This window comes from Streptomyces sp. NPDC059355 (genome assembly GCF_042752335.1).
Taxonomy (GTDB): domain Bacteria; phylum Actinomycetota; class Actinomycetes; order Streptomycetales; family Streptomycetaceae; genus Streptomyces.
This window is the reverse complement of the sequence record NZ_JBHYXN010000031.1, coordinates 1-20139: the sequence shown is the minus strand read 5'-3', so window position 1 is coordinate 20139 and position 20139 is coordinate 1. Positions and strand designations below refer to the sequence as shown.

At 74.3% G+C, this 20139-nt stretch carries 11 protein-coding genes and 1 pseudogene; 9 read left to right on the top strand and 3 right to left on the bottom strand.

What is annotated here, in order from left to right; all coding sequences use genetic code 11:
- Positions 1 to 7: 7 nt before the first annotated feature.
- The gene (locus ACFXGI_RS26215; protein ID WP_384711280.1) at positions 8 to 829 is read left to right on the top strand and encodes a tryptophan 2,3-dioxygenase family protein; all 822 of its coding nucleotides are present in this window, start codon (positions 8 to 10) and stop codon (positions 827 to 829) included.
- Positions 826 to 2070 (top strand): tryptophan 2,3-dioxygenase family protein, encoded by a 1245-nt coding sequence (locus ACFXGI_RS26210; protein ID WP_384711277.1) that lies wholly within the window; start codon positions 826 to 828, stop codon positions 2068 to 2070. Before ACFXGI_RS26215 ends, ACFXGI_RS26210 begins: the two co-directional genes overlap by 4 nt.
- Here ACFXGI_RS26210 and ACFXGI_RS26205 read toward each other — a convergent pair.
- Positions 2040 to 3353 (bottom strand): MFS transporter, encoded by a 1314-nt coding sequence (locus ACFXGI_RS26205; RefSeq protein ID WP_384711274.1) that lies wholly within the window; start codon positions 3351 to 3353, stop codon positions 2040 to 2042. The two genes, ACFXGI_RS26210 and ACFXGI_RS26205, sit on opposite strands and share 31 nt — an antisense overlap.
- A 257-nt stretch (positions 3354 to 3610) precedes the next feature.
- On the opposite strand from ACFXGI_RS26205, the gene ACFXGI_RS26200 reads away from it, so the two are divergent.
- The 4 genes from ACFXGI_RS26200 (at position 3611) to ACFXGI_RS26185 (ending at position 14842) form a co-directional block, all read left to right on the top strand.
- Entirely contained in the window at positions 3611 to 9064 is a 5454-nt protein-coding gene (locus ACFXGI_RS26200) for an amino acid adenylation domain-containing protein (RefSeq protein WP_384711271.1), read from the top strand.
- On the top strand, positions 9061 to 12390 hold the full coding sequence (locus ACFXGI_RS26195) for an amino acid adenylation domain-containing protein (protein ID WP_384711268.1): 3330 nt from the start codon (positions 9061 to 9063) through the stop codon (positions 12388 to 12390). The genes ACFXGI_RS26200 and ACFXGI_RS26195 overlap by 4 nt, the downstream gene beginning before the upstream one ends.
- Positions 12387 to 13883, top strand: coding sequence for an amino acid adenylation domain-containing protein (locus ACFXGI_RS26190; protein WP_384711265.1), 1497 nt, complete (start codon positions 12387 to 12389; stop codon positions 13881 to 13883). Before ACFXGI_RS26195 ends, ACFXGI_RS26190 begins: the two co-directional genes overlap by 4 nt.
- An 83-nt stretch (positions 13884 to 13966) precedes the next feature.
- The gene (locus tag ACFXGI_RS26185; protein WP_384711262.1) at positions 13967 to 14842 is read left to right on the top strand and encodes a glycosyltransferase family 2 protein; all 876 of its coding nucleotides are present in this window, start codon (positions 13967 to 13969) and stop codon (positions 14840 to 14842) included.
- A 51-nt stretch (positions 14843 to 14893) separates the two neighbouring features.
- Here ACFXGI_RS26185 and ACFXGI_RS26180 read toward each other — a convergent pair whose 3' ends face one another.
- Both ACFXGI_RS26180 and ACFXGI_RS26175 read right to left on the bottom strand, forming a co-directional pair.
- Entirely contained in the window at positions 14894 to 15625 is a 732-nt protein-coding gene (locus tag ACFXGI_RS26180) for a sulfotransferase family protein (RefSeq protein WP_384711260.1), read from the bottom strand.
- Positions 15626 to 15904: 279 nt separating this feature from the next.
- A pseudogene (locus ACFXGI_RS26175) lies at positions 15905 to 16177 on the bottom strand (zinc ribbon domain-containing protein); the annotation flags it as partial.
- 266 nt (positions 16178 to 16443) lie between these two features.
- On the opposite strand from ACFXGI_RS26175, the gene ACFXGI_RS26170 reads away from it, so the two are divergent.
- The 3 genes from ACFXGI_RS26170 to ACFXGI_RS26160 all read left to right on the top strand — a co-directional run.
- A complete protein-coding gene (locus ACFXGI_RS26170; RefSeq protein WP_384711257.1) occupies positions 16444 to 19140 on the top strand; it encodes a penicillin acylase family protein in 2697 nt (898 codons plus the stop codon).
- 17 nt (positions 19141 to 19157) lie between these two features.
- The gene (cysC, locus tag ACFXGI_RS26165) at positions 19158 to 19799 is read left to right on the top strand and encodes an adenylyl-sulfate kinase (protein WP_384711439.1); all 642 of its coding nucleotides are present in this window, start codon (positions 19158 to 19160) and stop codon (positions 19797 to 19799) included.
- The coding region (locus ACFXGI_RS26160; RefSeq protein ID WP_384711254.1) for a phosphoadenosine phosphosulfate reductase family protein at positions 19796 to 20139 on the top strand (344 nt) is incomplete at its 3' end. The genes cysC and ACFXGI_RS26160, both read left to right, overlap by 4 nt.

The window sequence follows — 20139 nt, the reverse complement described above, 5'->3', positions numbered from 1 at the left end:
AAACCCCGTGACCACCCAGACCACCGAACCCGAGGCGGGGGCCGCACCCGCCGGCAAGGACTACTCCGTACCGGTGCTGCCCGGAACGGGGGACACGGACTACGCCCGCTACATGCGGACCGACACCCTGCTGTCCCTCCAGCGCCGCCCGGAGGAGGTCATCCACCGCGACGAGCTGCTCTTCCAGGTGGTGCACCAGTCCACCGAGCTGTGGCTCAAGCTCGCCTGCCAGGAACTCACCGACAGCACCCGGCTGATCGGCGAGGGCTCCTTCGACACGGCCGTACGGCTGCTGGAGCGGGCCCGGCTCGGCGTGCGGCTGGCCACCGACCAGCTGGAGATGATGCGCCGGCTCTCGCCCTGGGACTTCCAGACCATCCGCACCATCCTGGGCCACGGCTCCGGCTTCGAGTCCCCCGGCTGGGCGGCCGCCCGCCGCGCCACCGCGCTGCTCGGCGAGGCCTTCGACCGCGCCGTCGAGGAGCGGGGCATCGACCTCGCCGAGGTTTACCGCACGCAGCCCGACACCCCCGTGCACCGCCTGGCCGAGGCCCTGATCGGCTGGGACGAGGGGATCTCCCTGTGGCGGGTGGAGCACTGCAAGATGGCGCTCCGCCTGCTGGGCGAGGACGTCCTGGGCACCAAGGGCATCCCCATCGGCGTGCTCACCAAGCTGATCGGCCACCAGTTCTTCCCGCGCCTGTGGCTCGTGCGCACCGAGCTCACCCGCACCGGCCCGATGGGCGACGCCGCCCCGGCCGCTCCGACCGCGCCCCCGGCGGCTCCCTGCCCGGCGGCCCCCCTTCCCGAGGAGAAAGACCGCAAATGAAAGCGCTCACCGACTGGCTCGCAGCGCCCGAGCCGGACCGTTTCCCCTACGCCGGCGTGGTCGCGGCCTACCGGGAGGGCGGCAAGCACTTCGTCTCCGACCCGCTGCTGGCCCTGCTGGACCGGGCGCGCGGGAAGCTGACCACAGCGCCCGCCCCGGCCGGAGCCGGGCAGGAGGCCGCGCGCGAGGTGCTCGACCGGTTCCTGGACACCGCCCTCGACAAGTACGACGGCCGCTACGACTACCCCACCTACACCGCGCTGTCCCTGCTGGCCCCGCCCGCCGGGGCCGCCCCGGAGGAGATACGCGCACACCGCGACCGGCTCGTCGTGCACCTCCTCGGCGACCTCGCCCGCTTCGAACTGGCCGCCGTGGCCGGGGAGACCGCCCTGCTGCCGCAGCTGCGCCCGTCCCCGCTGCTGGTCGGCAAGCGCCACCGGCTGGCGCTGCGGGTGGCCGCCCCCGCGCTGGCCCGGCTGGGGCTGCCCGGCCCCGTACCGGGCGAGGAGCCCGAGAAGGCGGCGCGCCGGCTGTGGGAGACGTCCGACGCGTCGATGACCGGGCGGGAACGGCTGGTGCTGGAGCTGAGCATGCTGCCGGTGCACGTCACGCACGACGAGTACCTGTTCATCCGCGTGCTCCAGGCCTTCGAGGCCACCTTCACCCTGCTGGCGGCCGAGCTGCGGGCGGCGATCGGGGCCCTCGACGCGGGCCACGGGCCCGCCGCCGCGGACCGGCTGCGCCGCGCGGCGACGGCCCTGACGGAGTCCGCGCCGCTGTTCTCGCTGCTCGCCACCATGCAGGCCGAGGCCTTCCGGGTCTTCCGGGAGTTCACCGAGGGGGCGAGCGCCATCCAGTCGCGCTCGTACAAGCTGGTGGAGTCCCTGTGCCGGACCCCCGACGCCGAACGGCTCCACTCGCACGCCTACCGCTCCGTGCCCGAGGTCCGCGAGCAGGTGCTGGCCGGCCAGCGGACCCTGGACGACGCGTACGCGGACGCCCTGTCGGGGCCGTTCGGCGACCGCGGCCGCGTGCTCCCGGCGGCCGCCGCCATGGAGGAGTTCGCCTCCGCGCTGCGCCGCTGGCGCCAGACCCACTACCGGCTCGCCGTACGGATGCTGGGCAGCCGCAGCGGCACCGGATACACGGAGGGGACCCCCTACCTCGGCGAGGTGCGGAAGATCCCCGTGTTCGACTCCGTGCACCGCCCTCAGGAGGCGGAAGCCACCTCCGCGGCCTGATCCGGGACGGTGCGCAGGGTGCGTACGGAACGGCCTGCGATCGGCGCGACCGAGAGCAGCAGCAGGACCGGTGCGACGGCGAGGGCGGTACGGGCCCCCGCGTACTGGGTGAGCAGCCCGGCGCAGGTGGTGCCCAGCGTGAGCATCCCGAAGCTGATGATCCGGTAGGTCGCGGTCATCCGGGCGTACAGGTGCGGGGCGGTCAGCCGCTGCCGCATGGTCACCGCGATCACGCTGCCCGCGGAGGCGCCTCCGGTGCCCAGCAGGTAGGCGAGTGCGCTCACGGGCAGGTCGGCGCCGCCGCCGTCGGCGGTGAGCAGCAGCAGGTACGGCATGGTCGAGAAGACCAGGACGGTCAGGAAGGCCGGCCCGAAGCCGAGGCGGCGCAGCAGCAGCGGGGCGGTGAGCGCCCCGGCGACGGCGCCGAGCCCGCCGGCCACCATGACGAGCCCGAAGTCGGCGCTGTCGTGGCCGAGTTCGCGGACGAAGCGCATCAGGAAGGCCAGGTTCAGCAGGGCGATGCCCGCGTTGTAGATGCCCGCGTGGACGGCGACGGCGCGCAGCGGCGGATTGTCCAGGACCGAGCGCAGCCCTTCCCGGAGCTCCCGGCGCAGGTCGCGCGGGGCGGCGGACCGGACGGTCTTCTCTCGGTGGCGTACGAGCATCAGGGCGCTGGCGGAGGCCAGGTAGGACAGGGCGTCGAAGACGAGGGTGGCGGCGGGGCCGAAGAGCGCGGCGAGCCAGCCGGCGAGGCCGGGCCCGGCGGTGCCGCCGACGGCCTGGTTGGCCGTCACCAGGCTGTTGGCGGCGGGGAGCTGGGCGGCGGGCAGCAGCCGCGGCAGGTAGGCGGTGGCGGCGATGTCGTAGACCGCGCTCAGGGAGCCGCCGAGCAGGGCGATCAGCCAGACGTGCCACATCGCGAGCCCGCCCTGCAGCGCGAGGACGGGGACGGCCAGCACGAGGGCGAAGCGGGCGAGGTCGGCGGCGATCATCACGGGGCGGGCGGGGCGGCGGTCCAGCCAGACCCCGGCGAACAGCGGCAGCAGGAAGAACGGCGCCATGTAGAGGGTCTGGAGCAGGCCGACCTGGGTGCCGGTCGCGTGCAGGCCGGTGACCATCAGCAGCGGCAGCACGAATTCCGTGATCTTGGAGCCGAACTGGGAGACGGCGTCCCCGACCCACAGGGCCCGGTAGTCGCGGGTGGTGCGCAGCGGGTGGCGGGGGCGGGCCGGCCCGGTGCCGGGCTCGGTGCGTGGCTCCGTGCGTGGCTCGGTGCTCGTCATGGTGACCTTTCCACGGGTTCTCGGCGCCCTCCGCGGTGACCGCGTTAACGGCGTTAACGGCGTTAACGCCGTTGACGCGGTGGCTCCGAGGCGCCGTTGACGGCGGACTGCGGGAGACCGGGGTCCGGGCACCCTGACGGACTCTCACAGGCCCCGCCCGCGCGGGGCAGTCGGGGAAAGCCCCGATCGAGGCGGGGACGGCGGCTGGGCCAAGGTGTGCACCGTTGACCACGGTGTGATCGAGGTGAGGTCGTAACATGAACTGGCGAGACGTACTTTCCGGTACGGCACAGGAGCGCCCGCACGCGACGGCCTTCCGCTTCCACTCCGAGGAGCCGGGCGAGCCCGAACACCTCGACTGGGCCGGGCTCGACGCCCGCGCCCGGGCCGTCGCGGCGCACCTCGCGGACCTGGGACTTGCCGGGCGCAGTGCCGTCCTGCTGTTCCCCGCCGGACTGGACTACGTGGCTGCCTTCTTCGGCTGCCTGTACGCGGGGGTCGTCGCGGTCCCCGCGTATCCGCCGAGCCGGGGTGTCCGCTCGACCGAGCGGCTCGCCGCGATCGTGCGCGACAGCGGCGCGGACACGGCACTGACGACGGCGGTGATCCGCGACCGGCTCGCGCCGCGCCTGGCCTCCGCCGACGGGGTGCCGCCGCTGCGGCTGGTGGCGACCGACGCGATGAGCGCCGAGGACGCGCCGGCCTGGCACGCCCCGCGCATCGGCGAGGACGCCACGGCCTTCCTCCAGTACACCTCCGGCTCCACCTCGACGCCGCGCGGCGTCGTCCTCAGCCACGGCAACCTGCTGCACAACACCGCGATGATCGGCCGGGTCTTCGGGCTGGACGCGGGGATGCGCGGGGTGTCGTGGCTGCCGATGTACCACGACATGGGCCTGATCGGCTCGGTCATGGGCACGGTCCGGGCGGGCGGCACGATGTCGCTGATGGCGCCGAGCACCTTCGCCCGCGACCCGCTGCGCTGGCTGGGCGTGGTCGCGCAGGAGCGGGCGACCGTCACCGGCGGCCCCAACTTCGCCTACGACCTGGCCGTCGAGCGCACCACCGAGGAGCAGCGGGCCGCGCTGGACCTGTCGTCCTGGCAGGTCGCGTACAACGGCGCCGAGCCCGTCCGCCCGGCCTCGCTGCACCGCTTCGCCGAGGCCTTCGCCGTCTCCGGCTTCCGCCCCGAGGCCTTCCTGCCCTGCTACGGGCTGGCCGAGGGCTCCCTGCTGGTGACGGGCGGCCCCGCGGGGACCGGTTTCCGCACCTGCGAGCCGCCCTCCGGCTCCGGCGTGGCCGGTGAACTGGTCGCCTCCGGGGTGCTGCCGCCCGAGCAGCGGCTGGAGATCGTCGACCCCGAGACCCGGCTCCCCGTGGCCGACGGGGAGGTCGGCGAGGTGTGGGTGGCCGGCCCGAGCGTGGCGGGCGGCTACTTCAACCGCACCGACGCCGTCGCCGACACCTTCGGCGCGCTCGTCGAGGGCGGCGACGGCACCGGCTTCCTGCGCACCGGCGACCTCGGCTTCCTCTCCGGCGAGGGCGGTGCGCGCGAGCTGTACGTGACGGGCCGCCGCAAGGACCTGATCATCGTCCGCGGCCGCAACCACTACCCGCAGGACATCGAGCTGACCGCCGAGCGCTGCTCGCCCGCGCTGCGCGGCAACGGCGGCGCCGCCTTCTCCGTCACCGGCGCAGACGGCGGCGAGCAGCTGGTCGTCGTCCAGGAGCTGATCCACGGCCACGGGCTGGCGGACCCGGCGGAGCTGGCGCGTGCCGTACAGGCCAAGGTCGCCGAGCAGCACGAGGTGCGCCCGAACGCCGTGGTCCTGATCCGTACGGCCTCCCTGCCGCGTACCTCCAGCGGCAAGGTGGCCCGGCACGCCTGCCGCGCCGCCTACCTGGCGGGCGAACTCCTGGTGACCGCCGTCCACGCCGACGAGGAGCAGCCGCCCGCCGCGGCCGGGGACGCGGCCGCGGAGCCGCCCGTACCGGCCGCCGGTGACCGCGAGGCGGTCCTGGCCCACCTGCGGCGGGCCGCGGCCGTACTGCTGCGGACCCGGCCCGAGGAGGTGCCCGAGGACGCCTCCCCGGCGGCCCTGGGCCTGGACTCCCTGGACTCCGTACGGCTCCTGCACCGGCTCCAGCGGGAGTTCCGGCTCGAGCTCGGCCCGGAGGAGGCGTTCTCGCTGACCCTGGCCGAACTGGCCGGCGCGATCGCCGCCGCGGACGCCGGGGCATCGGGCACGGCGCCCGCACCGCCGGCCGACACCCCGCCCGGTGACGGCGAGCTCTCGCACGGGCAGCGGGCCATGTGGTTCATGCACCGGATGGACCCCGAGAGCACCGCCTACCACCTCGCCGCCGCCGCGGAGCTCTCCGGCGAGGTGGACACGGCCGCGCTGCGCCGCGCGCTGGAGTCGGTCGTACGGCGCCACGCGGCCCTGCGCACCACCTTCCCCGAGGTCGGTGACGGCCCCGTCCAGCGCGTCCACGCCGAACTGGAGCCGGAGTTCACCGAGACCGACGCGAGCGCCTGGCCGGCGGAGCGGATGCGGGCCGAGCTGACCGCGCTCGCCTACCGGCCCTTCGACGTGGAGGCCGGCCCGCTGCTGCGGGTGGCCCTGCTGCGCTGCGGACCGGGCCGGCACCGGCTGGTCGTCTCCCTGCACCACCTGGTCTGCGACCTGTGGTCCCTGGAGATCCTGCTGCGGGAGCTGGGCGCGCACTACCGGGCCGAGACCGGCGGGCCCGCCCCCGACGCGCAGGCCGTGCCCGGGTTCGGCGCGGCCGTGCACCGCCAGGCCGGACGGCTCGCCGGGGCGGAGGGCGAGCGGCTGTGGGAGTTCTGGCAGCGCGAGCTGGCGGGCGCCCCGACCGTACTGGAACTGCCCGCCGACCACGTACGGCCGGCCCGCCGGCGCGCCCCGGCCGGGGCGCGGCGCTTCCGGCTGGAGCCGCGTACCGCCGCCGCGCTGGGCGCCCTCGCGCGCGCCGAGGGGACCACCCTCTACACCGTCCTGCTGACCGCGTACCAGCTGATGCTGGGCCGCACGGCCGGGCAGGCGAGCCTGCTCGTGGGCTCCCCCGTCCACGGCCGGGAGCACGCCGACACGGCGGAGGTGGTCGGGCCGTTCCTGAACACCGCGGTGCTGCGCGCCGATCTGCGGCCGGGCGAGTCCTTCACCGCCCTGCTGCGGCGGGCCGCGCAGCGCGTGCCGGCCGCCCTGCGGCACGGCGCGATGCCGCTGTCGCTGCTGGTCGAGCGGAGCCGGGTGGCGCGCGACACGAGCCGCACCCCGCTCGTGCAGGCCCTGTTCACGCTCCAGTCGGGACCCCTGGCGGCATTCGTCCTGGGCGATCCGGCCTCCCGGTTCGACCTGGGCGGGCTGGACATGCGGCCGGTGGCCCTGGACCAGCCGCACGCCCAGATGGACCTCCAGCTGACCTTCGCCGAGGTGGACGGCACGCTCAGCGGGCTGCTCCAGTTCGACCGCGCCCTGTTCGAGGACGCCACGGCCGGGCGGATGACCGCCGGGCTGTGCGCCCTGCTGGACGCCGTCGCCGCGGACCCGGAGCGCCCCTCCGCCCTGCTGCCGCTGATGCCCGCCGCCGAGCGGACCGCCGTCCTGCACGGCCGCAACGACACGTCCGTACCGGGGACTTCTGACGTCCCGGTGCACGAGCTGGTGGCCGCGCAGGCCGCCCGTACGCCCGACGCGCCCGCCCTGGCCTTCGACGACGCCGAGTACGCGCTCGGCGCGGCCGGGCCCGCCCCGGACGCGGACCGCGTACGCGACACCCGGACGCTGAGCTACCGGGAGCTGGACGCGGCCGTGAACCGGCTCGCCCGGCTGCTGCTCTCGCGGGGGCTGCAGGCCGAGGAGACCGTGGCCGTGCGGCTGCCGCACGACGAGTCCATGGTGGTGGCGATGCTCGCGGTGCTGCGGGCGGGCGGCAGCTACCTGCCGGTCGACCCGCACCTGCCGTCCGAGCGGATCGCGTACCTGCTGGCCGACAGCGGGGCCCGGATCGTGATCACCGACACGTCGGTGGAGACGGCCGGGACGACCGGGACGACCGGGGCCACCGGGACGACCGCGAACGGCCCGGTCCGGCTGGTCCTCGACGAGCTGGCCGGGGAGCTGGCCGCGCTGCCCGCCTCCCCGCCCGACGTTCGCGTACGCCCCGACCAGGCGGCCTACCTGCTGTACACCTCCGGCTCGACCGGGCGGCCCAAGGGGGTGCAGGTCCCGCACGGCGCCCTGGCCAACTTCCTGGCCGCCATGGTCCGGCTGCTGAAGCCCGCCGAGGGCGGCCGGCTGCTGGCCGTGACCACCTTCTCCTTCGACATCTCCGCCCTGGAGGCCTACCTCCCGCTGATCACCGGCGGCTGCTCGCACATCGCGGCGCGCAGGATCGCGGCCAGCGGGGAGCAGCTGCGGGTGCGGCTGGACTCCGGCGCCTTCTCGACGATGCAGGCCACCCCCGCCACCTGGCGGCTCTTGTGCGAGGCGGGCTGGACCGGCACCCCGGGGCTGGCGATGGCCAGCGGCGGCGAGGCCCTCTCCCCCGGGCTGGCCCGCACGCTGCTGGCGTTCGGCGCGGGAACCCTGTGGAACCTGTACGGGCCGACCGAGACCACCGTGTGGTCGACCGGCACGCAGGTCACCGCGGTGCCGGGGGCCGCCACCCCGCTGGGCGCCCCCGTAGCCAACACGCAGGTGTACGTGCTCGACCCGGCGCTGGAACCGGTGCCCGCCGGAGCGGCCGGCGAGCTGCTGATCGGCGGCGCCGGGCTGGCCCGCGGCTACCTGGGCCGGCCGGGCCTGACCGCGCTGCAGTTCGTACCGGACCCCTACGGGGACACCCCCGGTGCCCGCCTGTACCGCACCGGGGACCTGGCGCGGACCACGGCCGACGGCCGGACCGAGCTGCTGGGGCGGGTCGACAACCAGGTCAAGGTCAACGGCCACCGGATCGAACTGGGCGAGATCGACGCCGCGCTCAGCCGGCTGCCGGAGCTGAGCCAGGGCGTGGCCGTGGTGCACCGCGCCGCGCCGGACGCCCCGGCGGTGCTGATCGCGTACGTCCGCGGGAGCCGCGACCCGCGCGGCGCGGACTTCGACGAGCGGGGCACCACCCGCGCCCTGCGCGAGGAGCTGGCGCGGGTGCTGCCCGCCTACATGGTGCCCGCGCGCTTCGTGTGGGTGGACGGCTTCCCCCTGGGCACCAGCGGCAAAGTGGACCGGGCGGCGCTCAAGCCGCCCGCGCCGGAGGCGGACGGGCCCGGCGCCGAGCCGGCCACGGCGACCGAGCGGGAGCTGGCGGGGATCCTCGCGGAGCTGCTCGGCACCGGGGCGATCGGCCGCACCGACAACCTCTTCGACCACGGCGCCCACTCGCTGCTGATGTCCCGCTTCGCGGTGCGCGTGCGGGAGTCGCTGGGGGCGCAACTGCCGCTGCGGGTGATGTTCGAGACCCCGACGCTGGAGCACCTGGCCGCGGCCGTGGACACCCTCGCCACGGCGGAGGCGGCAGCGGGGCAGGGCGGCGCGGGCGCCGGCCGGATCACCCGGATCGACCGCACCCGCCAGGTCGGACTCGTCGCGCCGGGTGCCGTGCCCGGAGCGGCACCGGGCGGCGGCAAGGACGCGCTGCGGGCCCTGCGGGCCGCACGCCGGATCGGCAGCCAGAAGACCGGCTCATGACGTACGTGGAGAATCCGATGGCCCTGATGCACCCCGAACAGATCATGTTCCCGGCGACGCACGCCCAACAGCGGATCATGATCATCGAGCAGCTGTACCCGGGCGGCTCCGCCTATCACGTGCCCTTCGCGGTGCGGCTGCGCGGACCGCTCGACACCCTCGCCCTGACCGGCGCCGTCCGGGAAGTGGTGCGCCGCCACGAATCGCTGCGCACCGTGTTCCGCACGGTCGAGGGGGTCCTCGGCCAGATCGTCGAGGAGGGCCACCTCGTCGAGGTGCCCGTACGGGACCTGACCGGCCACGCGGCCGCGGCCGACCCCGACGCGCTGGCCGCGCTGGTGGCCGAGGCCGCCGCCCGCCCCTTCGACCTCACGGGACGGCTGCTGCGCGTCGAGCTGCTGCGGCTCGGCGCCGAGGACCACGTCCTGGCCGTCACCATGCACCACCTGGTCTCCGACAGCTGGTCCTGCGGGATCTTCGTCGGCGAACTGGCCGCGGCCTACCCGGTGCTGCGGGCCGGCGGGCGGCCCGCACTGCCCGAGCCGGAGGTGCAGTACGTCGACTACGCGGCCTGGCACCGCGAGCAGCTCGACGGGGAGCGGACCGAGGAGCTGCTCGGCTACTGGCGCGAGCGCCTCGCCGGGATGCAGCCGGTGCTGGAGCTGCCCGCCGACCGGCCGCGGCCGCCCGTGCAGTCCTTCCGCGGGGCGACCCTGCCCGTACGGCTGTCCCCGCGGACCTCGGCCGCCGTACGGCAGGCGGCCCGCACCCTCGGGGTCACCCCGTTCACCGCCCTGCTGGCCGCCTTCCACGCGGCGGTGGGCCGCTGGACCGGCGGCGAGGACGTCACCGTCAGCAGCGGGGTGGCCAACCGCACCCCGCAGGTGGAGCAGGTGATCGGCTGCTTCATCAACGTGCTGCTGCTGCGGGCCTCCCTCGCCGGGAACCCCAGCTTCGCCGAACTCGCCGCGCAGGTCGGCGAGACCGTGCTGGACGGCATGCAGCACCAGGACCTGCCCTTCGACCGGCTCGTCGAGGAGCTCGCGCCCCGGCGGGACCTGAGCCACCAGCCGCTGGCCCAGGTGATGTTCCTGCTGCAGAGCGCGCCGCTGCCGGCCGTGGCGCTGGACGGTCTGGAGCTGTCGACCGTCCCGGTCCGCCGCAAGGCCACCCACCTGGACCTCAACGTGCAGCTGTGGGACTCCGGGGAGTGCTTCGAGGGGGTCGTCGACTACAGCACCGACCTCTTCGACGAGGCCACCGTCGCCCGGATGTGGACCCAGTACGAGACCCTCCTCGCCGCGGCCGCGGCCCGCCCCGGGGACCGGATCGGGGAGCTGCCCCTGCTGCGCCCCGAGGACGAGCACACCCTGCTCACGGAGTGGAACCGGACCGCCGCCGAGGTCCCCGCGGAGCTCACCCCGGCCCTGGTCGAGGCCCGCGCGGCCGCCCACCCGCACGCCCCGGCCGTGGTCGGCGACACGGGCACCCTCACGTACGGCGAGCTCAACGAGGCCGCGAACCGGCTGGCCCGGCTGCTCATCGAGCGCGGTGCGGGCCCCGAGCGCACGGTGGCGCTGATGCTGCCGCGCTCGGCCGGGACGGTGACGGCCGCGCTGGCCGTCCTCAAGTCCGGTGCCGCGTACGTCCCGGTGGACCCCGTGCTGCCGCCCGACCGGATCGCATACCTGCTCTCCGACGCGGCGCCCTCGGCCGTGGTCACCACCACGGCCGTCCCCCCGGCGGCGACGGGCTCGGCCGAGCGCCTCGACCTGGACGCGCCCGCCACCCGGGCCGCGCTGGCCCGCTGCGCGGCGGGCGACGTCACCGACGCCGACCGGCGGGCCCCGCTGCGGCCCGACCACCTCGCGTACGCCATCTACACCTCCGGCTCGACGGGCAAGCCCAAGGGCGTCCTGATCAGCCACCGCGCGCTCGCCGACTACCTGGCGGCCTGCCGGCGGGACTACCCGGGCCTGGCCGGATCGGCGCTGCTGCACTCGCCGGTCTCCGTCGACCTGTCGGTGACCACCCTGCTGGGGCCGCTGACCGCGGGCGGCCGGATCGTGCTGGGCGGCCTCGACGGCCGCACCGACGAACTGCCGGGCGGGGAGGGGCGGCTGTCCCTCCTGAAGGTCACCCCGAGCCACCTGCCGATCCTGCTGGGGCTGCCCGAGGCGTACTCGCCCACCGGGGACCTGGTCATCGGCGGCGAGATGCTCACCTCCGAGGTCCTGGACCAGTGGCGGACGCGCTTCCCCGGCGCCGTGGTCACCAACGAGTACGGGCCCACCGAGGCCACCGTCGGCTGCGTGGCCCTGCGGGTGTGCCCCGGCGAGGTGCTGGCCCCGGGCCCGGTCCCGATCGGCCGGCCCATGGCCAACTCCCGTGCGTACGTGCTGGACCGCGCGCTGCGGCCGGTGCCGGTCGGGGTGGCGGGCGAGCTGTACGTGGCGGGCGCGGGGCTGGCCCGCGGCTACCACGGGAGGCCCGCGCTGACCGCGTGCGCCTTCCTGCCCGACCCCTTCGGGGAGCCCGGGCGGCGGATGTACCGCACCGGGGACCTGGCCCGCTGGACGGCCGGCGGCGGCCTGGACTACCTCGGCCGCATCGACGACCAGGTCAAGGTGCGCGGGTTCCGCATCGAGCTCGGCGAGATCGAGGCGGCCCTGACGGCCCTGCCCGGAATCCGGGAGGCTGTCGTCAAGGCGGTGACGGAGACCGGCGACACCACCCTCGCCGCGTACTGCGTACCGGACGGCGGCGGGGAACTGCCGGTCGGCGATCTGCGCCGGCAGCTGCGCCGGACCCTGCCCGAACACATGGTGCCCGCGCACTTCGTGGCGCTGGAGCGGCTGCCGCTCGCGGTCAGCGGCAAGGCCGACCGGGGGGCCCTGCCGCCCGTCGGCAGCGCCCGGCCCGCCCTGGACACCGGCCGGCTGGCCCCCCGTACCCCGGTGGAGTCGCTGCTCGCCGAGGTGTGGGGCAGCGTGCTCCACGTCGACGGGGTGGGCGTACGGGACGAGTTCTTCGAGCTGGGCGGCTACTCGCTGGCCGCGACCCGGATCGCCGCGCTGACCGCGGAGGTCTTCGGGGTGGAGATCCCCCTGCGGGAGGTCTTCGCGGCCACCGACGTGGAGAGCCAGGCGGCCCTCGTGGAGGCGGCCGGCCGGGACCAGGGCGTGGACGTGGAGGCGATCGCGCGCCTGGCCCTGGAGATCGGCGAGCTCAGCGAGGACGAGGTGGAGGAACTGCTGGCCGGCCGGGACGGATCCGGGCCGGCGGACACGGACACGGACACGGATGCTGGAGGCGGTCGGCGATGAACGGACAGGCATGCCTGCACGAGCTCGTGCAGGACTGGGCGCGGCGGATCCCCGAGGCGCCCGCGCTGCGCTTCGAGGGCGAGCAGTGGAGTTACGGGGAGCTGAACGGGCGGGCCAACCGGCTGGCGGCGCACCTGCGCCGGATGGGCGTGGGCCGGGAGTCGGTCGTGGGCATCCTCATGGAGCGCGGTCCGCGGCTGCCGCTGGCGATGCTCGCGATCCTCAAGGCGGGCGCGGCGTACCTGCCGATGGACCCGGCGCAGCCCCTGGACCGGCTGGGCTATCTGATGGGGGACGCGGGCTGCGAGCTGGTCGTCACCACGACCTCGCTGGCCGGGCAGGTCCCCGAGGAGGCCGCGGCGGTCTGCCTCGACGACCCGTTCACGGCGGACATGCTGACCGGGCTGTCCGCGGCCGATCCCGAGCTGCCGGCGCACCCGGACCAGCTGGCGTACGTCATCTACACCTCGGGGTCGACGGGCCGTCCCAAGGGGACCCTGCTGCCGCACCGGGGCGTGGTCAACCTGACCTCGCACATGGCCCGGCAGTTCTCGATCGGGCCGGGCGACCGCTGGCTGCAGCTGACCACGCCCTGCTTCGACGTGAGCGTCCTGGAGATCTTCGGGGCTCTGACCACGGGCTCCTGCCTGGTGCAGGGCTCGTCGCTGAGCCTGCTCGACCCGCGGGCGCTGGGCGCCCTGATGCGCGACGAGGGCGTCACGATCGGGGTGTTCACGACGGCGATCCTGCCGCTGCTGGACCCGGAGCAGCTGCCGCAGCTGCGGGTGCTGAACGTGGGCGGGGAGCAGCTGAGCCGCTTCCAGGCGGACCGCTGGTCCTCGCCGACGCGGGTCGTCAACAACCAGTACGGGCCCACCGAGGCGACCGTGGCCTGCACCGAGCAGCGGCACGAGCCGCGGCTGGGCCGGCCCAAGCCGCTGATCGGGGACGCGATGCCGAACCTGGAGGCGCACGTGGTGGGCCCGGACGGGCGCGAGGAGCCGCCGGGCGGGTTCGGCGAGCTGCTGATCGGCGGCGTGTGCCTGGCGCGGGGCTACCTGAACCGGCCGGGGCTGACCGCGCTGAAGTTCGTACCGGACCCCTTCGGCGGGCACGGCGCGCGGCTGTACCGGACGGGCGATCTGGTCCGCTGGACGGAGGGGGACGACGGCCTGGAGTTCGCGGGCCGCATCGACACCCAGATCAAGCTGCACGGGCACCGCATCGAGCCGGGCGAGGTCGAGGACGTCCTGCTGACGCATCCGCGGGTCAAGGACGCGGTGGTGGACCTGGTGCGCCCGCAGGGCGGTGAGCCCGTGCTGACGGCCTTCGTCACCGGTACGGACACCCCGTCGCTCGCGGAGGTGCACGCGCACCTGCGCACGGTGCTGCCGGTGTACATGCTGCCGGGGCGGGTGGTCGTGCTGGAGGAGATCCCGCTGACCCGCAACGGCAAGGTGGACCGGCGCGCACTGGCCGCCGCCGCCCTCTGATCCGTGGACGGGCCCGGCCCGCGGTGCGCGGGCCGGCAGTACGCTCGCCTCTCACCTGGTGTCCGAAGGAAGTGGTGGTGTGCGTGACCCGGCCGCGTGTGGGTGTCGCCGTGCTGACGAGGGGTGACCGGATGCCCGAGCTGCTGGCTCTGCTGGCCTCGGTGGCCGAGCAGGACGAACCTGCCGCCCGGGTCGTGGTGGTCGGGAACGGGACGGTCCTGACGGGCCTGCCCGAGGGTGTGACCGCAGTGGAGCTGGAGGAGAACCTGGGGGTGTCGGGCGGCCGGAACGTCGCCTGGCGCCTCCTGCGGGAGTTCGGGGACGTCGATGTCCTGGTGGACCTGGACGACGACGGCCTGTTGATCCAGGCGGACGTCCTGCGGCGGATCTGCGACCTGTACGCGGCGGACCGGCGGCTGGGCATCGTCTCGTTCCGGATCGCGGACGAGGCCGGCCGGACGCAGAAACGGCACGTACCCCGCCTGGGCGCGGGTGACCCGATGAGGCCTGGGCCGGTGACGACGTTCCTGGGCGGCGGACATGCCCTGTCGATGCCGATGCTGGAGGAGACCGGGGGGTGGCCGGACGCGTTCTTCTTCACGCACGAGGAGACCGACCTGGCCTGGCGGGCGGTCGACCGCGGTTGGGACGTCCGCTACGAGCCCGCTCTGGTGCTCCGGCATCCGAAGACCTCCCCGGCGCGCCACGCGGTCTACTACCGGATGACGGCGCGCAACCGGGTCTGGCTGGCCAAGCGTCACCTGCCCGCCGTCCTGGTGCCGGTGTACCTCGCCTCGTGGGCGGCCTACACCCTCGTCCAACGCCCCCCGCTCGCGGGGCTGAAGTCGTGGTGGGCCGGGTTCTTCGAGGGAGTGCGGACCCCTTGTCCGCCACGACGCCCCATGCGGTGGCGGACGGTGTGGCGCATGACCCGGCTGGGCCGCCCGCCGGTGATCTGACCCTTCCGGCGGCCGGTGGTCGGCCTGAGAGCCGGCCACCGGTCGCCTTCCTCACAGAGCGGGGGCCTCCTGGCCCACTCGCAGGCGGGCGTCCCACAGGAACTCGTAGAACGGGCGGTGGTGGGCGGCGAAGCGCGCCAGCTCCGGGTTGTTCTCCGGGGTGTGGCGGTAGGCGGTGCGGCTCTTGGAGAAGCCTGTGCTGTTGGCGACGGCGACGTGCCAGCGGTCCGTGCGCTGCCATTCGCCGCGGGCGGTGGCGTCCCAGCTGAGCGTTTCGGGGCGGAAGGGGATGCCGACGGCGGCGCAGTACGCGGCCATCGTGGCGGCCGGCCGCTCCACCAGGTCGTCGGAGTCGACGACCACGGGCGGCTCGCCCCCGGCGGCGAGGACGGCCAGGTACATCTCGTACAGGCCCTCCATGCCGACGTCCGAGAGCTCCATGTCGGGCTGGAGGGCGTAGAAGGAGGAGACGATCTCCTCGGGGCGGCGCAGCAGGAAGGTGTGCCGGGTCCCGGCGAGGAACTCCTTGTCGGCGAGGACCTCGGCGTAACGGTGGTCGGTGGTGTCCTTGAAGAACACCGGCCGGTGGCGGGCGAGTTCGCCGATCGCGTCGATCAGCTCGCGTTCGGAGCGGACGACGGCGCCCTCGACCTCGGTCTCCCCGAAGTCCGCGACGTTGCAGAACGGCTCGTGCAGGGCGGTGATGCCGCCGTGCTGGAGCATCGACCGGAAGAACGCGGTCGAACGTGATCGTGGTGCCGCCCAGAGCGCTGTCGCCGGCATGTCCCCGCCTTCGTGTCCGGAAAAACCAAGGGTGAAGTGCACCGGTTCCGCCGCTGCGGCGTCCCCGGTGACCCCACTCAACCGCGGGCCGCTCCCGGCCCGCTATCGGCCCGCTGCCGGGCCGCTCCCCCCGGCCGACGGCCGGCCAGTAGCGAACGAATAGCGGATCGACTGTCGGGAGATTCCCCGGCTTATGCACCGGCGGCGCGGCTGCGACTGTCGGGGGGCACAAAAGGTCCACCCAGGAATGGGATCGGACGACTTGACATCCTCTGCCGCCTAGAGGCGGGAGATTCCAGCGGTTGCCCGTTGGGGTTTCTGTTTCACCGACGACCGCCCGCCCGGAGTTTTCCGTTGAGGTCTTACACCGTCTCCACAGACAGTCACCGCCAGCCCGGCGGCCAAAAGGCTGCATGCGGCGTTCCCGTCCCGGTCATGGGTCGTGCCGCAGTTCTCACATGTCCGGGTGCGGACGTGCAGGGGAAGACGTGCGTCGAGCGCGCCGCAGCGCGAGCACGGCTTCGTGCTGGGGAACCACCGGTCGACGGTGACCGGCGTCACCAGCGAGTCCTCACACAGCAGGGACACGAACGTGCGCGAGAGCTCCGCTGCCTGCACATCACTCGGATGGAAGCGGTACTTGAACGCCCGCCTCACGAAGGCGGAACCCACGCCTCCCACGCCGGCAAGCGGCCGGGAGAGCGATGCCCGTTTCACCTGGACAAGAACCCTTCGACCGATTCCGCCACGCGGACCCGACCTCTGAACACGTTTCGTGCCCGGTCTCAAGGCCGCGGTTTCCACACGAGGAGATTCACATGAGCGATGTGATGGATCCGCTGACCCGGGCCGGCGCACCGGGTGAGGAGGGGTCCGGCGAGCACGCGCCGGAGGGCGGGCCGCAGGAGGTGCCGGGCGCCGGAGCCGCGCCGCGGCGGGGCTCGCGCCGGTGGCGCAGGCTGCGGGTGACCGCCTGGTGCCTGGCGGTGCTGCTGGTGACGGTCGCCTGTGTGGCCGGCCTCGCGGCGACCCGGATGGTGCGGGCCTCGTACCCGCAGGTGTCGGGCGAGCTGACCGTGGCGGGCCTGCACGGGAAGGTGACGGTGGCCCGGGACGGCTCGGGCGTCCCCCAGATCTACGCGGACGACCCGCACGACCTGTTCCTCGCGCAGGGCTTCGTGCACGCCCAGGACCGGTTCTGGGAGATGGACATCCGCCGGCACATCACCTCCGGCAGCCTCTCGGAGCTGTTCGGCGAGAGCCAGGTGGAGACCGACTCCCTGATCCGCACGATGGGCTGGCGGCGGGTCGCCGAGCAGGAGGTCGCCCTGCTGGACCCGCAGTCGCGGGCCAACCTCGACGCCTACGCGGCGGGGGTGAACTCCTACCTGGCCGGCCACAAGGGCGCGGACCTGGGGGTGGAGTACCCCCTGCTGAAGCTGGGCGGTCTGGACTACAGCCCGGCGCCCTGGACGCCCGCCGACTCGGTGTCCTGGCTCAAGGCCATGGCGTGGAACCTCAACGCGACCCTCTCCGACCAGGTCCGGCACGCACTGCTCGCCGCGACCCTGACCGACGCCCAGGTCGACTCCCTGTTCCCCACGTACGACTTCTCCCGCTGGCGGCCCATCGTCTCCCCGGGCGACAGCCAGGGCACCGTGCCCGAGGCGCCGGCCGGTCCGGCGGCGTCCGCGACCACGACCGCGGCGACCGCCGCTACGACGGCCTCGTACGGGCCGATGGCCGGAGCCTCCGACGCCCTCTCCGGGATCGACAAGGTGCTCGGGCCGCGCGGTTCGGGCATCGGCTCCAACTCGTGGGTGGTGGCCGGGAGCCGCACGACGACCGGCAAGCCGCTGCTCGCGAACGACCCGCACCTGTCCCCGTCCATGCCGGGCGTCTGGTACCAGGGCGGGCTGCACTGCAACACGGCCGGCCCGGCCTGCCCGTACGACGTGTCGGGCTTCGGATTCGCCGGGATGCCCGGGGTGATCGTCGGCCACAACGGCGACATCGGCTGGGGCGTGACCAACCTGGCGCCCGCCGACACCGACCTGTTCGTGGAGCGCATCACCGGCTCGACGTACGGCTACAAGGGCGAGCAGCGGCCGCTGGAGACCCGCCAGGAGGTCCTGAAGGTCGCGGGCGGCCCCGACCGCACCGTCACCGTCCGCTCCACCGTCCACGGCCCCCTCATCTCCGACGCCTTCCCCAAGGCGAAGACGCTCGCCACGGAGGGCCGGATCCCGGGCGTGGAGCGCGAGAGCGGCGGCGGCGCCGAGTACGCGGTCGCGATGCGGTGGAGCGCCCTGGACCCCGGCCGGACGATGGACGCGGTGTTCCAGCTGGACACCGCCAAGGACTGGGACTCCTTCCGGGTCGCGGCGGCGCTGTTCTCCTCCCCCGCCCAGAACCTGGTCTACGCCGACCGCCAGGGCCACATCGGCTACCAGGCGCCCGGCCGGATCCCGGTGCGCGGCAAGGGCGAGGGCCGCTGGCCGGTGCCGGGCTGGACCGGCGAGTACGACTGGCAGGGCTTCGTGCCCTTCGACGCCCTGCCGCGCTCCTTCGACCCGGCTTCGGGCTACATCGTCACCGCGAACAACGCGGCGGCCGGCCCGCAGTACCCGTACAACCTGACCCGCAACTGGGGCGACGGCTACCGCAGCGAGCGGATCGCGCAGCTGATCGAGAAGGCGGGCAAGCTGGACGCCGCGGCGATGCAGCGGATCCAGCTCGACGACCACAACGAGAACGCGGCGGCCCTGACCCCGTACCTGCTGGCGGTCACCCCCGGGAAGGACGCCCGCTCCGCCCAGGACCTGCTGCGCGGCTGGGATTTCGGACAGGGCGCGGACTCGGCGGCGGCCGCATACTTCAACGCGGTGTGGAGCAACCTGCTGAAGCTGACGTTCTACGACGAGCTCGACGGCAACAAGGCGCAGCTGCACGTGGACGGCGGCGGCCTCTGGTACGACGTCGTCCGCAAGCTGCTGACCTCGCCGGACGACCCCTGGTGGCGCAACACGAAGGACCCGCGGGGCCTGCGCACCCGCGACGACGTGCTGCGGGCCGCCCTGGACGACGCGGCGAAGGAGCTGTCCGGCCGGCTCGGCGCCGATCCGGCGAAGTGGCGGTGGGGCGCCCTGCACACCCTGACCCTGCGCAACGACACCCTGGGCACCGGCGGGCCCGCGCCCGTGCAGTGGCTGCTGAACCACGAGCCGGTGCAGGTCGGCGGCGGTTCGGCGACCGTCGACGCGACCGGCTGGGACGCCTCCAAGGGCTACGAGGTGAACTGGGTGCCCTCGATGCGGATGGTCGTGGACTTCGCCGACTTCGACGCCTCGCGCTGGATCAACCTGACCGGCGCCTCCGGACACGCCTTCAACGACCACTACGACGACCAGACGGAGCTGTGGCGCAGGGGCGAGACCCTCCCCTGGCCCTCGAGCCGGTCCGCGGTCACCACCGCGACGAAGGACCGCCTGACCCTCCGCCCCGAAGGAGCGTGAGCAGACCGATGACACTCGTGACAACCCTCCCCGCGGCCCCGCCGCAATCCGGCGCCCGGCCCCGGCCCGGGGCCCGGCCGCAATCCGAGGCCCGGCCGCAATCCGAGGCCCGGCGGTGCACCTGCTGGCCGGGGGCCACCGTGTGGCTCACCGGGCTGCCGAGCGCCGGCAAGACGACGATCGCCGAGGAGCTGGCCGGGCGGCTGCGCCGGGAGCACCGGCGGGTGGAGGTCCTCGACGGGGACCAGATCCGCAAGTTCCTCTCCGCCGACCTCGGCTTCTCCCGGGACGACCGCAACACCAACGTGCAGCGGATCGGCATGGTCGCCGAGGTGCTGGCCCGCAACGGCGTGCTCGTGCTGGTCCCGGTGATCGCCCCGTTCGCCGACAGCCGCGAGGCGGTCCGCGAGCGGCACCGCGGCGCCGCCACCCCCTACCTGGAGGTGCACGTGGCCACCCCGGTCGAGGTGTGCTCCGTACGTGACGTCAAGGGCCTGTACGCCAAGCAGGCGGCGGGCGAGATCTCCGGTCTGACCGGGATCGACGACCCGTACGAGGCACCCGAGGTCCCGGACCTGCGCATCGAGTCCCACACCCAGAGCGTCCGGGAGTCGGCCTCCGCCCTGTACGCACTGCTCACCGAAAGGGGTCTGGCATGACGACGACCGTCCGGGCCGCGGAGGCGGCCGGCTCGCTCTTCGCGCTGAGCCATCTCGACGCCCTCGAATCCGAGGCCGTGCACATCTTCCGTGAGGTCGCGGGCGAGTTCGAGAAGCCGGTGATCCTGTTCTCCGGCGGCAAGGACTCCATCGTGATGCTGCACCTGGCGCTCAAGGCGTTCGCGCCCGCGCCGGTGCCGTTCACGCTGCTGCACGTGGACACCGGGCACAACTTCCCCGAGGTCCTCGACTACCGCGACCGCGCCGTGGCCAGGCACAACCTGCGCCTGCACGTGGCCTCCGTCCAGGAGTACATCGACGCCGGCAAACTGCGCGAACG